Here is a 12,914-nt window from a genome sequence, read left to right on the forward strand (position 1 = left end):
CCAGCTTGCAACCGCAACATCAGACCTGGGGGTCGCCAAGATGAAGTTCCACCACGCACTCCGCGCGTCCATATCCGTCGCCGCCTTCCTCACTGCCGCCGCCGCGCTGCCCGCGCAGGCGCAGGAGACCAGCAGCGTCGCTGCCGACGACCAGGGCGGCAGCGATACCGACACCGCGAGCACCATCGTCGTCACCGCCAAGACGACGCGCTCGGCGACCGCGATCTCTTCGGAGGAGATCCAGAAGATCCTGCCGGGCGTCTCGCCGCTCAAGGCGATCCAGACTCTGCCCGGCGTGCTCTACATCACCGCCGATCCCTGGGGGAACAACGAGCAGAACGCCCAGATTTTCATCCATGGCTTCAACTTCCAGCAGCTCGGCTACACGATGGACAGCGTGCCCCTGGGCGATCAGAGCTACGGCAATTATAACGGCCTGTCGCCGCAGCGCGCGGTGATCTCCGAGAATGTCGGCCGGGTCGTGGTGACCACCGGCGCCGGCGATCTCGGCACCGCCTCGACCAGCAACCTCGGTGGTACCGTCGAGACCTTCTCGGCCGATCCGGCGAAGACGATGGGCGGCACGATCAACCAGACGATAGGCAGCTACGGCACCTCGCGCACCTATATGCGGCTCGACACCGGCACCTTCGGCAATGGCGAGAACAGCGCCTATGTGTCGGGCGTCCGCCAGCGCGCCCGCGCCTGGGATTTCAACGGCATCCAGGGCGGCTGGCAGGCCAATGCCAAGTTCGTCCACGACAATGCCGCCGGCAAGCTGACCCTGTTCTTGGACTATTCGGACAAGAAGGAGCCGAACGAGGACGCGACCAGCTTCTTCCAGCCCTCGCCCGGTGGCACGGCGACCGCGGCCCAGCTCTACACGCCGCGTACCCGGCCGTTCTTCTATCCGGACCTGGCGGGCATGCGCGCCTATATGGACGCGTTCGGCAATACGCCGGCGGGGCAGGGCGGCAACTACCGCAACTATTATTCGGATGCCCAGCGCACCGATTACCTCACCTATGCGCGCTACGACGCCAAGCTGGGCAACCGGATCACTTGGTCCAACACCGGCTATTACCATCATAACGACGGCGTGGGCGTGGTGGCGGGGCCGCTCGGCCAGTCGATCACCGTGATCCAGGCCTATCTCGATCCGAACTACGCCACGGGCCCGAAGTACAAGGCCAACGCCAATGCCTCGGCCGCGCTGGTCGCGGCGACGGGCGGCTCGGGGCTAGTCACCCGCACCACCGAATATCGCATCGATCGCGAGGGCGGCATCTCCAATCTCGACCTCGATCTCGGCGCACACCAGGTCCAGCTCGGCGCCTGGTACGAGCATAACAGCGCCACCCAGTGGCGCCGCTGGTATGGTCTGGACGTCAACAATCCCGATTCGAGCAGCCCCTATATCCGCCCGTCCAACCCGCTGTTCACCCAATATCAGGGCGAGGCGCGCGTCGATGTGCTGCAGCTTCACCTGCAGGACGCCTGGAAGGTCAACGAGCAGCTCCGCGTCGAGGCGGGCGTCAAGACCAGTGCGCAATGGGCCAATGGCTATTTCCCGGTGCAGCCCAAGGCGGGCTCGCTCTCGGGCCTGACCGGCAACCTGCCGAGCGGCCGGATCAACACCACGAATTGGTTCCTGCCCTCGGTCGGCGCGACCTATGACCTGAACGGCCACGAGCAGCTCTACTTCAACGTCCAGAAGAACCTGCACCAGTATATGGCCTATCTGGGCGGCGGTTCGCTCTCGCCCTGGTTCACCGGCAGCCAGTCGGCGTTCGACGCCTTCGCCCAGCAGGGCAAGCCGGAGACGAGCTGGACCTATGAAGGCGGCGTGCGCACGCACCGCAGCTTCGACGGGGTCCTGAGCGGGCTCGACGCGCAGGTGAACTATTACCACGTCACCTTCAGCAACCGCCTGCTGGCGATCAGCACCAACCCGGGCGGCATCGCCGGCGGCGCGATCACCGGCGGCACCTCGATCCTGGTCAACGTGGGCAGCGTGCATACCGACGGCGTCGACGCGGCCTTCACGCTGCACTTCGGTCGCGCGTTGTCGCTGTACAACGCCACTTCGTATAACAGCTCGACCTATCAGAGCGATTACAGCTCCACCGCGGCCGGCATCGGCGCGGCGGTGCCGGGCTGCCTCGGCGGCAATGTCGTGACCGGCGGCGTGGTGCCGACCTGCGGCAAGCAGGTGCCGGGCAGCCCGAAATGGATGAACAAGTCGGTCGCGACGCTGTCGCTCGGCGCGTTCGAGGCGCAGGTGACCGGCGACTATGTCGGCCGCCGCTATGCGACCTATGCCAACGACACCAGCGTGAAGTCCTACTTCCTCACCTCGCTGCGCATCGCTGCCAAGCTGCCGGCGGAAATGGTGCGGCTGAAGAAGGCGGAACTCAGCCTCAACGTCACCAACCTGGCGGACGTGGGCGGCTGGTCGACCATCTCGGTGGGCTCGGCGACCAACAGCTACTCGCTGTACCCCATTCCGCCGCGCCAGTGGTTCCTGACCTTCTCGGCCGGGTTCTGATCGCCCACCGCGGACACAAAAAAGGCCTCGTCCGATCGGACGAGGCCTTTTCTATTCGGGGCCGTTGCGGCTCAGTGGACGAAGCGCGCCACCACGTCGCGGTAGGAGCGCGAGACCTTCACCTGCGCGCCCGAGTTGAGCACCAGGAAGCACTCGCCATTGGTGTGCGGCTTGACCTGGCGGACCAGGTCGAGATTGACGATGGTCGAGCGGTGGACGCGCTGGAAGCGGCGCGGATCGAGCCGCTTTTCCAGATCCTTCATCGTCTCGCGCAGGATCAGCGTGTTGTCGCCGGTATAGATGCACATGTAATCGCCGGCGGCGTCGATCCGCTCGATCGTGTCGACGTCGACGCGGAAGATCTGGCCGCGGTCCTTGATGTTGATCAGCTTCTCGAAGCGGCTGGAGGCCGGCTCGGTGCCGTCACCGGTGGCGATGTCGTCCACGGCGTCCGGGGCGACTTCGGCCAGCACTTCCTTGAGCTTCTCCACTTCCTCCACGCCGCGCTTCTCGGCGAGGCGCTGGCGGACGCGGTCGAGCGTGTCGGCGAGGCGCGAGGGCTCCACCGGCTTCATCAGGTAATCGACCGCCTGCGCCTCGAAGGCGCGGATGGCGTGGTCGGAATAGGCGGTGACGAAGACGAACAGCGGCGGTTCGACCTCCATCAGGCCCTGGATCACCGAGAACCCGTCGAACCCCGGCATCTGGATGTCGAGGAAAACGAGGTCGGGCTTGTGCGTCTTGATCGATCGGATGGCTTCGCGGCCATTGGAGCATTTGTCGATGATTTCGACATCCTCATGCTCCTGCAGCCGGAGCTCGAGCCCCTGAATCGCCAGGGATTCGTCGTCAACGAGGATGGTACGGATGGTCATGCGGCCTCTCGGTTCGGTTCCTCAAGCTGGAACGGTATTTCGATCTCAACGCTGAAACCTTCCCCAGGTTTCGTTCGCGTCTCGAAACGATGGTCAGGCCCGAAAGCCTGAACAAGCCGCTCCCTAATATTGGCGAGCCCCACGCCGGTTGAAAGCGTCGGCCGTGGACGCGCTTCGATCAATCCCGGACCCGTATCGGACACGGCGATCTGCACCCTATCGCCGGTGAGCCGAGCCGAAACGATGATATCGGCGCCGTCCTCCTGCGTGCTGACGGCATATTTGATCGCGTTTTCGACCAGGGGCTGGAGCAGCAGCGACGGCAGCCGGCCCTTGGCGACGCGCGGATCGAGGTCGAAATGCATCCGCAGCCGCTCGTCGAAGCGCATCTTCTCGATCTCGAGATAGAGCTTCAGCGTCTCGATCTCCTGCGCCAGCGTGACGTGCGCGGTCGGCTCGTTGGCCAGGGTGTAGCGCAGGAAGGACGAGAGGCGCGACAGCATGATGTTGGCGCGCTCGGTCTGCTTGAGCAGCACCAGCGTTGAGATCGAGTTGAGCGTGTTGAAGAGGAAATGCGGGTTGAGCTGGTAGCGCAGCATCGCCAGCTGGGCGCTGGACGCCTGATTCTCCAGGATCTGCATCTGGTCGATCTGCTGCTCGACGATCAGGTAGAAATTGATCCCGAAATAGAGCGCTGACCAGCCTGCCAGCACCGTGAAGGTGAGGAAGCTGTAGCCGATCACGCGCGCGACGGTGATGCCCGCCTCGGCCGCGGTGAACGAATAGGTGAAGGCCTCCAGCACCGCGTAGATCAGCGTCGCGGCGCCCAAAGTGGCCAGGGTGAGCAACACCGCCGGGATACGCGGCAGGCGGCGGTAGAAGCCGTAGAGCGCCGAGAGCAGCAGCGTCAGGCAATAGCCGACGATCGCCTCGATGATCGCCTTGATCAGCCCCTCGACCGAAAATCCGTTCGAGATCGAAGATACCGAGCGCAGCAGCAGATAGCCGCTCCAGCCGGTCGCCTGGAGAATCCAGAAGGCCCGGCCCTTGTCTTCGAAGAAGGGGCGCGAAAACAGATCGGGCTTGGAAAGGCCCAAGGTCCGGGTGTTGGTCTGCGGAAGCGAAGTCTTTGCCACGATGCGCCTCTACCATCGGTAGGGCGAGGGGGCAAAAAAAATGCCGGGCGCTTGGGGCGCCCGGCATTCCGAAGAAGTTGGTCGTGCCGCTTAGAAGGTGAAGCGGGCACCGACGCGGATCGAGTAGAGCGACTGGTTCGCGTAGATCTGGTCGCTCGGCGCGGTGAAGTTGGTCGAGCCGCCTACCGGCGAATAGCGGTACTGGGCGCAGGGCTGCGCCGCGCTGGTCGCGACCGTGCCCGCACCATCGGCGTTGCCCTTGGTGGTGAGGCACTGCACCCGGACCGTCGCCACGTTGTACGGGAACACGTACTCGCGGGTCTGGCCCCACTTCTTGTTCAGGAAGTTGGTGAAGTTCTCGATGTCACCGAAGAGGGTGACGCGCGACTTGCCCAGGCCGGTCGGCAGTTCCTGCGAAACGTGCAGATCGATGCGGGTGAACCACTTGGAGTGGAACACGTTGCGCGGCGCGACCTGGCCACGATACTTGCCGAGACCCGAAGCGTCGATGAACGCGTTCACCGCATCGCGGACCGCCGGGGTGCTGTACGAAACCAGCGGATCGTTCACCGTCGGCACGTACATCAGATAGCGGTTGCCGCCAGTACCGGTGCCCGAGCTGACACCGGTGGTGCCGAACACCGAGGAACGGCCGCTGCCGAAGTCCTGGAAGGTATAGCTGTACGGGTGGCCGATGCGCGATTCGCCGAACAACGCAAAGGTGGTCTTGTAGTCACCGAAGAACGCATGCTCGTAGTTCAGGCTGTACTTGAAGAAGTACTTCACCTGATCGTTCGAGATGCCATAAGCAACGTTGTTGGGGTCTACGAAAGAGCCGTTGCTGTAGTTCGAACCCGCCGTCGACGAGGTCGCCGGCGACTGATCCTTCACGTCCTGATAGGTGAAGCTACCATTGATGTTGAGACCGAAATCCCAGGTCTTGTCGACACGGGCGACGCCGATAAGCGCGCGGCCCTTGCTGGTATTGGTCAGCAGGATGTCGGTGTTGGTGTTGGTGCTCGCGGCGCCATCGATGATGTTCTGATAGCGCTGGCGACCATCCGGCGTCAGCGAGCCCGCGATCGGCTGCGAACGGATGTCGGTGAAGTACACCTGGTCGCGAACCTTCGAGTAGAGGAAGTCGGCGCCGAAGGTCCAGCCGCTCACGGTGTATTCGCCGCTCAGCGTCGCGCGCCACTGCGACGGCAGCTTGAAGTGCGGATCGATCGCGTTGACGGGGGCGTTGGAAGCCACCGTCGCGTTGGTCAGCAGCGTGTTCACCGCGCCGGGGATCGAGTTCCCGGTGACGCCGGAAAGCGCGGCGTTGCCGATGGTGGCGTCGGTCGTCGCGCCCGAGAAGCCGGTGGCCGTGCGGTTGATGTTGATCGAGTTGGTCAGAACGCCGGTGTTGGAGAAGCTGTTCGACACATAGACGTCGGGGGTGCCGCCGCCGAAGATGCCGCCGCCACCACGGATGCTCACGCGCGGGAGCGGCTTCCAGTCGAAGCCCAGACGCGGCTGGAACAGGCCCAGGCCGGAGATGTTGGCGCTGTTCGAGCCGATCGTCTGGAGCTGGCCGTTGACGATCGCGCCGGCCGCATAGCGCGCGGTGTAGGCGGCGCTGCGGCGAGGCAGATCGTGCATGCCGTACAGGTCATAGCGCATGCCGTAGCTGATGTTCAGCGTCGGGGTGACGCGCCAGGAATCCATGACACCGAAGGTGTAGCTCTGGTACGAGAAGTTCGATGCCGCGTCGTTCGGAACCAGCGACGGGATCGCGTTCCCATAGGTGATCGAGTTGGCCGTCTTGTTCTGCAGGTCGGCGATCGAGTCGAAATAATAGTTGCCGGCGCTGTTCTGCAGGAAGGAGTTGAAGACGTTCACGAACGCAACTTCGCTGAAGATGCGCAGGTCGTGGTCGTTCTTGGTCACGCGCGCCTGGAACATGCCGCCCCAGGTGTCGGTCTTCAGCTGGTTGGTCTGGCGCGAGTTGTCCGGGCCGAACGAGACGATCGCTGCGTTGTTATCGCAGGCGGTCAGCGAACCGGTCGAGGTTTCGTTGGCGCAGACGCGGAACTGGGCGAAGCCGCGGCCGAACAGCGGATCCTGGATGCGCGTGTAGTTCTTGTAGAACACGCGTGCTTCGGTCGAGAAGTCATCCGCCCAGTCGGAGTTCAGCTGCACCACACCGGTGTGCAGGCGGTTGCCTTGGATATAGGCGTTCGACGCCAGGCCCAGGCCCGTCGGCGCGTTGGTAAAGGTGTTGTTGAGCAGGTTGATCGCGTCGTTGGCGTAGGTGTACGTCACCGACATGCGCTGCTTGTCGCTGATGTTCGCGTCCAGTCGAGCAACGACGCGATCGTCCTTGTCGCCCGAGTCGTGCAGCACGCCGCCGGTGTTGTAGTTGTAGACGCTCTTCGCGATCGCGCTGATTCGATCGACCTGGGCCTCCGTGACACCCGGGATGACGGTGCCGCCATTGTTGTCGATCGGACCTTCCACGATCGGACGGCCGCCGCGCAGCCGCTCGCCGGCGACCATGAAGAACAGCTTGTCCTTGATGATCGGGCCGCTCAGTTCGGCGCCATAATTGTCGACGTGGAACTTCGGCACGTTGACGGTGACGTCCTTGGTCTTGTTGCCGACGAGTCCGTCGCCGGACCGCGCGTAGAAGCCGGTCCCGTGGAAATCGTTGGTGCCCGACTTCAGGACGATGTTGATCGCGCCGCCCTGGAAATTGCCTTCGCGCACGTCGTAGGGCGCGACCTTGGCCTGGAACTGGCCGATCGCGTCGAACGGAATCGGCGAGCGGCGGCTGGGCAGGCCATCGGTGTTGAGACCGAAATTATCGGTGATCGGCACGCCGTCGACGCTGAAGCGGTTGTAGCGTGCATTCTGACCCGCGAACGAGATCGCGCGGCCGCCCGTCGGCGTGTCATCCAGGCGCGCGAACGGATCGCGACGCGACAGGTCGCGGATGTCGCGGTTGAGGCTGGCGACGTTGGCGATCTGCTCCGCCGTGAGCACCGTGGCGGGGCCCTGCGAGATGGAGCGAGCACCGCGAACGGTGCTGGCCGTCACGACGATGTCCTGGCCCTCTGCGACGAGTTCGATCGGGAGATCGAACGACTGCGCGGCGACCGTGTAGATGTCGGTGATCGAGGCGTTCGAATAGTTCGGCGCGGTGACTTCAACGGTGTACGGGCCGCCGGTGCGAAGACCGGTCAGGCTGAAGTTGCCGCTGGCGTCGGTGCGTGCCGTGGAGCGGGTTCCCGATGCAGAATTGGTCGCCACGACAGCCGCATCGGCGACCGGCGCGCCATTGGCGGTCACGGTGCCGCGGATCGTCGAGGTGGTTTCCTGCGCGTGTGCTGCAACCGGAATGAGCAGCGCGGCAGCGGCCACGCCTGCAAGATAGTGCGTTCGCATCGAGAGTTCCCTTTTTTAGCCTGTGGCTACCAGTCGTGGCGCTTCGCGCGCCATCTGTCTGGCTGCCCCCTGCGTGGCTTTGATTGCGGAATTGTGACAGTCAATACGCGTGAAACATTCGGCAATGGTGCGTTGCAAAAGCGCATCACCCCGAGGCGCTTACTATCTCCAGCCAGTCGCTCTCGCTAATCACGCGAATTCCCAGGTCCGCGGCCTTTTTTAGCTTCGATCCCGCGCCCGGTCCGGCGATCACCAGATCGGTCTTGGCTGAAACCGAGCCGGAGACGCGCGCGCCCAGCCGTTCCGCCTGCGCCTTGGCCTCGTCGCGGCTCACCGCTTCCAGGGTGCCGGTGAACACCAGCGTCTTGCCGGTCACCTCCGAGTCGCGCGATTCGACCACGAAGGCCGGCGGCGCTACTTCGCCCAGCAGATCGGTCCATGCGGTGCGGTTGTGCGGCTCGTGGAAGAAGTCCGCCAGGGCATGGCCGACCGCGGCGCCGACATTCTCGACGCCGATCCGCTCGGCGATCGCCTTGTCGAGCCGGGTGCGGTGCTTGGCTTCGGTCTCGCCGAGCTGGGGCGGCAGGGCATCGCGCAGCGCGATCAGTTCGTCGGCGAGTGCTTCCAGGGCGGGGAGGGTGACGTAGCGCTTGAGCAGGTCGCGCGCGGTGATCGCGCCGATATGGCGGATGCCGAGGCCGAACAGCAGCCGCGCGGCGTCGGGCGCGCGCTTCGCCTCGATCGCGGCGAGCAGGCCGTCGACTGACTTTTCCTGCCAGCCCTCGCGGCCGAGCAGCTGGTCGCGGTGTCGGGCGAGGCGGAAGATGTCGGCGGGTTCTGCGATCCAGCCAAGGTCGAGCAGCTCGATCAGCGTCTTTTCGCCCAGCCCGTCGATATCGAGCGCGCCGCGGCTGACGAAATGCTTCAGCCGCTCCAGCCGCTGGGCCGGGCAGATCAGTCCACCGGTGCAGCGGACATCGACTTCGCCTTCTTCGGCCACCGCTTCGGAGGCGCAGATCGGGCAATGGGTGGGAAAGTGCCAGTCCGCGCGGGGTTCGTCGCGGGTGAGGTTCTCGACGATCTGCGGGATCACGTCCCCTGCCCGCTGGAGCACCACGCGGTCGCCGGGGCGAACGCCCAGCCGTGCGATCTCGTCGGCATTGTGCAGCGTCGCGTTGCTGACGACGACACCGCCCACCGTCACCGGCTCCAGCCGGGCGACCGGCGTGAGCTTGCCGGTACGGCCGACCTGAATGTCGATCGCCTGGAGCGTGGTCTGGGCGCGCTCGGCGGGGAATTTGTGGGCAAGGCCCCAGCGCGGCGCGCGGCCGACATAGCCGAGCCGCTCCTGCCAATCGAGCCGGTCGACCTTGTAGACCACCCCGTCGATGTCGAACGGCAGGTCGGCGCGACGCGTCTCGATCGCGCGGTACTGGGCGAGCGCATCCTCCAGCGTGGGCGCGCGGACGAAGAGGTCGGACACCGGGAAGCCCCAGGCGCGGATGCGCTCGATCGCCTCATATTGCTTGTCGGCGAGCGGCGCGCTCAGTTCGCCCCAACCCCAGGCGAGGAAGCGCAGGGGGCGCGTCGCGGTGACGGCGGCGTCCTTCTGGCGCAGCGATCCGGCGGCGGCATTGCGCGGATTGGCGAACTGGCGGGCTTCCTTGCCGCTCTCTTCGGCCTCGACGAGCAGCCGAGCGTTGAGCGCAGCGAAATCGGCCTTGGCCATATAGACCTCGCCGCGCACTTCGCACACCGTCGGGGCGTCTTCCATCCGCTGCGGAATGTCCGCGATGGTGCGGACATTGGGCGTTACATCCTCGCCGACTCGGCCGTCGCCGCGGGTGAGCGCCTGGACCAGCACGCCATTTTCGTAGCGCAGCGAGCAGGATAGGCCGTCGATCTTGGGCTCGGCGGTCAGTTCGACGGGTGCGTCGTCGGCCAGCTTGAGGAAACGGCGGACTCGGCCGAGAAAGTCGGCGACGTCCTCGTCGGCAAAGCCATTATCCAGGCTGAACATCTGCCGCGCATGCGCCACCTTGGCCAGCGGGCCGGAGGGCGTTGCACCTATCTGCCGAGATGGCGAATCGGCGCGGACGAGGTCCGGGAAGGCGGCCTCGATCTCGGCATTGCGTCGGACCAGCGCGTCGAAGTCGGCGTCGCTGATCTCGGGTGCGTCCGCGTCGTGATAGCGGCGGTTATGGTGCGCGATCTCGGCGGCGAGCGTCTCCAGCTCGGCGGCGGCGTCTTCGGGCGTGCGGGGCAGCGTCATGCCGCGCAGCTAGGGGAAGGACGCGCGGGGGATCAAGCCTCCTCCTCCGCCGGGTCGAGCGGGCGGGTCGCCCAGCTGGCGTAGAGGGTAGGGACGGCCGAATACAGCGTCATCAGGAAGAAGGTGCAGCCCATTGCACGGAAGCTCGTCGCCGATGCAGGCCAGTTGCCCAGCGCGGCGGCGGCGGTGAAAGTGCAGAACAAGGCCAGTCCCGCAAACGCCATGCTGGCAAAGGCAACGAGAAACGCGCGGCGGCGGAGATCGCGGTCCCATTCATCGACCGATTCCGCGGTGCCCCAGGGCTTTATCGGGCCGAAGATGGGGCAGAAGATGGCGATCACGAAGCCGCATATCAGCAGCGCATGCCCGAAAAAGGCGAGCGGTGCGGTCGACAGGAAGTCGATCGCCAGGCCGGGTATCGCCAAGGCCAGCGCCACCACCGGTGTCCAGCGCAGCAGACGGCGCCGTGGCTTGCCTTCGGCGAAAGCAGGGATGCCGGTGCGGCGGGAAAGGTCGTCGAGCGTCGTGATCAGGCCTCGGGTCACGCGGCATCCTCCTCGGAAAGGGTTCCCGCACGTTGCAGCGCGGTGGCCACCGGTTCGAACGGTTCGAAGGAAAAAAGCAGTTCCACCGGCACGCCGAACACCCGTGCGATGCGCATCGCGAGTTCCAGGCTGGGCTTGTAGTCGCCGCGTTCGAGATATCCGATCGTCTGAGGATTCACCTCCACCGCCTCGGCCAGCGCGCGCCGGGTCATGCCGGATTCTGCACGGAACAGCGCGATGCGGTTGTGAAGGGTCATGGAACGATCGGCTCCGTGGTGCGATTCGTTGTGTATACACAACATAGCTTCGGGTCAATGTACTGGGGTGCACCCGCGTACGGGGTTGATCTGTGACGACGTGGTTGCGAGAGGAGCGCATGGCGATGGCAAGGACGTTCGCGCGCTGGCTGGTTGCCGCGCTGCTCTGGATCGTGGTGGCGCTATGCCTGTTTCTGACGCTGGTGCCGCCGTTCCTCGATCGCATCTATTATCGCGGCGCCGAGACCGGGCATTTCGACGGGGACCATTTTGCCAATCCCGACGGTGAAACCGCGCCGGCCCCGGCGCTCGCCTTCGTGTTCCTAGCGCACCGCGTCGTCAATGCGATGCAGCAGCCGCCCTGGCCGGCGCGGGTTCCCGTCACCCAGGGGCACCCCGCGGCGCGGGTCGACGGGCAGGCGATGAAGGTCACCTGGATCGGCCATGCCAGCCTGCTGATCCAGACCCAGGGCCTCAACATCCTCACCGATCCGGTGTGGAGCGACGTGGCGGGGCCGCTCGGCCTGGGTCCGAAGCGGGTGGCCGCGCCGGGCGTGCGGCTTGCCGACCTGCCGAAAATCGACCTGATCGTCGTCAGCCACAACCATTACGACCATCTCGACCTCGCGACGCTGAAGACGGTCTGGCAGCGCGACCGGCCGCTGATCGTCACCGGGCTCGGCAACGACAGCGTGATCGGGCAGGCGGGCGTGCCGGCGCGGGGGCTCGACTGGGGACAGCGGCTGACGCTCAAGCCCGGCATCGACGTGGTCGTTACCCGCAACCATCATTGGAGCAGCCGCTGGTTCGCCGACCGCAATCGCGCGCTCTGGTCGAGCTTCGTGGTGACGCTGCCGGGCGGCAACCTGTTCTTCGCCGGCGATACCGGCTGGGGCGACGGCAAATGGCCGGCCGAGGCGGCTGCGCTGGGGCCGGTGCGGTTTGCGGCGATTCCGGTGGGAGCGTTCCGCTTCAAGCCGGGACAGATGGGGGCCGATGCACATATCGGTCCGCGCGACGCGATCCGGGTGTGGGATCAGCTCGGCCGACCTTGGGCGCTGCCGATCCATTGGGGCACGTTCCGGCTTTCGTGGGAGGCGTATCGCACGCCGCCGGACATGCTGGCGGCGATGCTGCGCTGTGGCGGCACCGATCCTCGCCGCTTCGTCGACCATCCGATCGGGCAAGGCTTCGACGTGCCGGCGATCGGTACCCCGCCACCGCCGCCGAACGATCAGAGGATCGCGACCTGCCGTGCCGAGGGCCGCTTCGATCGCTTTCGCTGAGGTTGAGAGGCTTCGCAACCGTTCCTAAGAAGGTGCGAGGGCGGGGACGAATGCAGCACGATAGCGGCGCGGGGCGCCATCTTGAAACGAGCGGCGCGCGGCTGGGCAAGGCGCTGGCGGCGGGAAGCGGCCTCGGCGGGCTACTGATCCTGATGCTGCTGATCGCAGCGGGGCAGCGGGCGCCGCTTGCGTTGCTGGCGGGCTGGGCGGTGGGCACGCTGTTCGCGAGCATGGCGCTCGCGGCGGTCGGCGGCCCGATCTGGCTGCTGCTGCACGCCATCGGGTTGCGACGGGGGCGCTACGCCGCCGCGGTGACGGGCCTGCTCGGGCTGGGCCTGTTCGTCGGCGCGCAGAGCGGCAGCGTCATGTTCAGCCTGGCGCCGATCGACACGCGCAGCTGGCTGCTGGGCCTCGCATTCAAGCTCGCCCAGGCCGCAGCGGTGACGCTGCTCGCGGGCGGCATCGGCCTCGCAATGTGGCGCATCGCCTATCGCCCAAGGCCCTGATCGCCCAAGTTCCTGATCGAAAGGCCGCTTTTCAGACGGCGCCCTGCACCCCATATTCCG

Annotated in this window: 9 protein-coding genes; 3 read left to right on the top strand and 6 right to left on the bottom strand. The window is 65.7% G+C overall.

The window, feature by feature from the left end; genetic code table 11:
• Window positions 1-40 precede the first annotated feature (40 nt).
• Window positions 41-2,548, top strand: coding sequence for a TonB-dependent receptor (locus ACTJKY_RS04530; RefSeq protein WP_440844486.1), 2,508 nt, complete (start codon window positions 41-43; stop codon window positions 2,546-2,548).
• 71 nt (window positions 2,549-2,619) lie between these two features.
• Here ACTJKY_RS04530 and ACTJKY_RS04535 read toward each other — a convergent pair whose 3' ends face one another.
• The 6 genes from ACTJKY_RS04535 to ACTJKY_RS04560 all read right to left on the bottom strand — a co-directional run bounded on the left by ACTJKY_RS04535 (window position 2,620) and on the right by ACTJKY_RS04560 (window position 11,062).
• Window positions 2,620-3,423: a LytR/AlgR family response regulator transcription factor gene (locus ACTJKY_RS04535; RefSeq protein ID WP_121073394.1), complete on the bottom strand. Its 804-nt coding sequence runs from the start codon at window positions 3,421-3,423 to the stop codon at window positions 2,620-2,622.
• A complete protein-coding gene (locus ACTJKY_RS04540; protein ID WP_315380140.1) occupies window positions 3,420-4,559 on the bottom strand; it encodes a sensor histidine kinase in 1,140 nt (379 codons plus the stop codon). The genes ACTJKY_RS04535 and ACTJKY_RS04540 overlap by 4 nt, the downstream gene beginning before the upstream one ends.
• 90 nt (window positions 4,560-4,649) lie before the next feature.
• Complete coding sequence (locus ACTJKY_RS04545) at window positions 4,650-7,988, bottom strand: TonB-dependent receptor (protein ID WP_440844488.1); 3,339 nt, start codon at window positions 7,986-7,988, stop codon at window positions 4,650-4,652.
• 145 nt (window positions 7,989-8,133) lie between these two features.
• Window positions 8,134-10,260 carry an NAD-dependent DNA ligase LigA gene (gene ligA, locus ACTJKY_RS04550; RefSeq protein ID WP_440844489.1) on the bottom strand — a complete coding sequence of 709 codons (2,127 nt, stop codon included), beginning with the start codon at window positions 10,258-10,260 and terminating at the stop codon, window positions 8,134-8,136.
• A gap of 32 nt (window positions 10,261-10,292) precedes the next feature.
• Complete coding sequence (locus ACTJKY_RS04555) at window positions 10,293-10,805, bottom strand: hypothetical protein (RefSeq protein WP_440844490.1); 513 nt, start codon at window positions 10,803-10,805, stop codon at window positions 10,293-10,295.
• Window positions 10,802-11,062 (bottom strand): helix-turn-helix transcriptional regulator, encoded by a 261-nt coding sequence (locus tag ACTJKY_RS04560; protein WP_440844491.1) that lies wholly within the window; start codon window positions 11,060-11,062, stop codon window positions 10,802-10,804. The genes ACTJKY_RS04555 and ACTJKY_RS04560 overlap by 4 nt, the downstream gene beginning before the upstream one ends.
• Window positions 11,063-11,181: 119 nt before the next feature.
• Here ACTJKY_RS04560 and ACTJKY_RS04565 point away from each other — a divergent pair, with 119 nt between their 5' ends.
• Both ACTJKY_RS04565 and ACTJKY_RS04570 read left to right on the top strand, forming a co-directional pair.
• Window positions 11,182-12,348 carry an MBL fold metallo-hydrolase gene (locus ACTJKY_RS04565; RefSeq protein WP_440844492.1) on the top strand — a complete coding sequence of 389 codons (1,167 nt, stop codon included), beginning with the start codon at window positions 11,182-11,184 and terminating at the stop codon, window positions 12,346-12,348.
• 50 nt (window positions 12,349-12,398) lie between these two features.
• Window positions 12,399-12,854 carry a hypothetical protein gene (locus ACTJKY_RS04570; RefSeq protein WP_440844493.1) on the top strand — a complete coding sequence of 152 codons (456 nt, stop codon included), beginning with the start codon at window positions 12,399-12,401 and terminating at the stop codon, window positions 12,852-12,854.
• Window positions 12,855-12,914 lie beyond the last annotated feature (60 nt).

Source organism: Sphingomonas sp. 22176 (genome assembly GCF_052045505.1).
Lineage (GTDB): Bacteria > Pseudomonadota > Alphaproteobacteria > Sphingomonadales > Sphingomonadaceae > Sphingomonas.

Coding starts and splice junctions, on each gene's coding strand:
- ACTJKY_RS04530 (WP_440844486.1), top strand. CDS start 41: ATGAAGTTCCACCACGCACTCCGCGCGTCCATATCCGTCGCCGCCTTC.
- ACTJKY_RS04535 (WP_121073394.1), bottom strand. CDS start 3,423: ATGACCATCCGTACCATCCTCGTTGACGACGAATCCCTGGCGATTCAG.
- ACTJKY_RS04545 (WP_440844488.1), bottom strand. CDS start 7,988: ATGCGAACGCACTATCTTGCAGGCGTGGCCGCTGCCGCGCTGCTCATT.
- ligA (WP_440844489.1), bottom strand. CDS start 10,260: ATGACGCTGCCCCGCACGCCCGAAGACGCCGCCGCCGAGCTGGAGACG.
- ACTJKY_RS04560 (WP_440844491.1), bottom strand. CDS start 11,062: ATGACCCTTCACAACCGCATCGCGCTGTTCCGTGCAGAATCCGGCATG.
- ACTJKY_RS04565 (WP_440844492.1), top strand. CDS start 11,182: ATGGCGATGGCAAGGACGTTCGCGCGCTGGCTGGTTGCCGCGCTGCTC.
- ACTJKY_RS04570 (WP_440844493.1), top strand. CDS start 12,399: ATGCAGCACGATAGCGGCGCGGGGCGCCATCTTGAAACGAGCGGCGCG.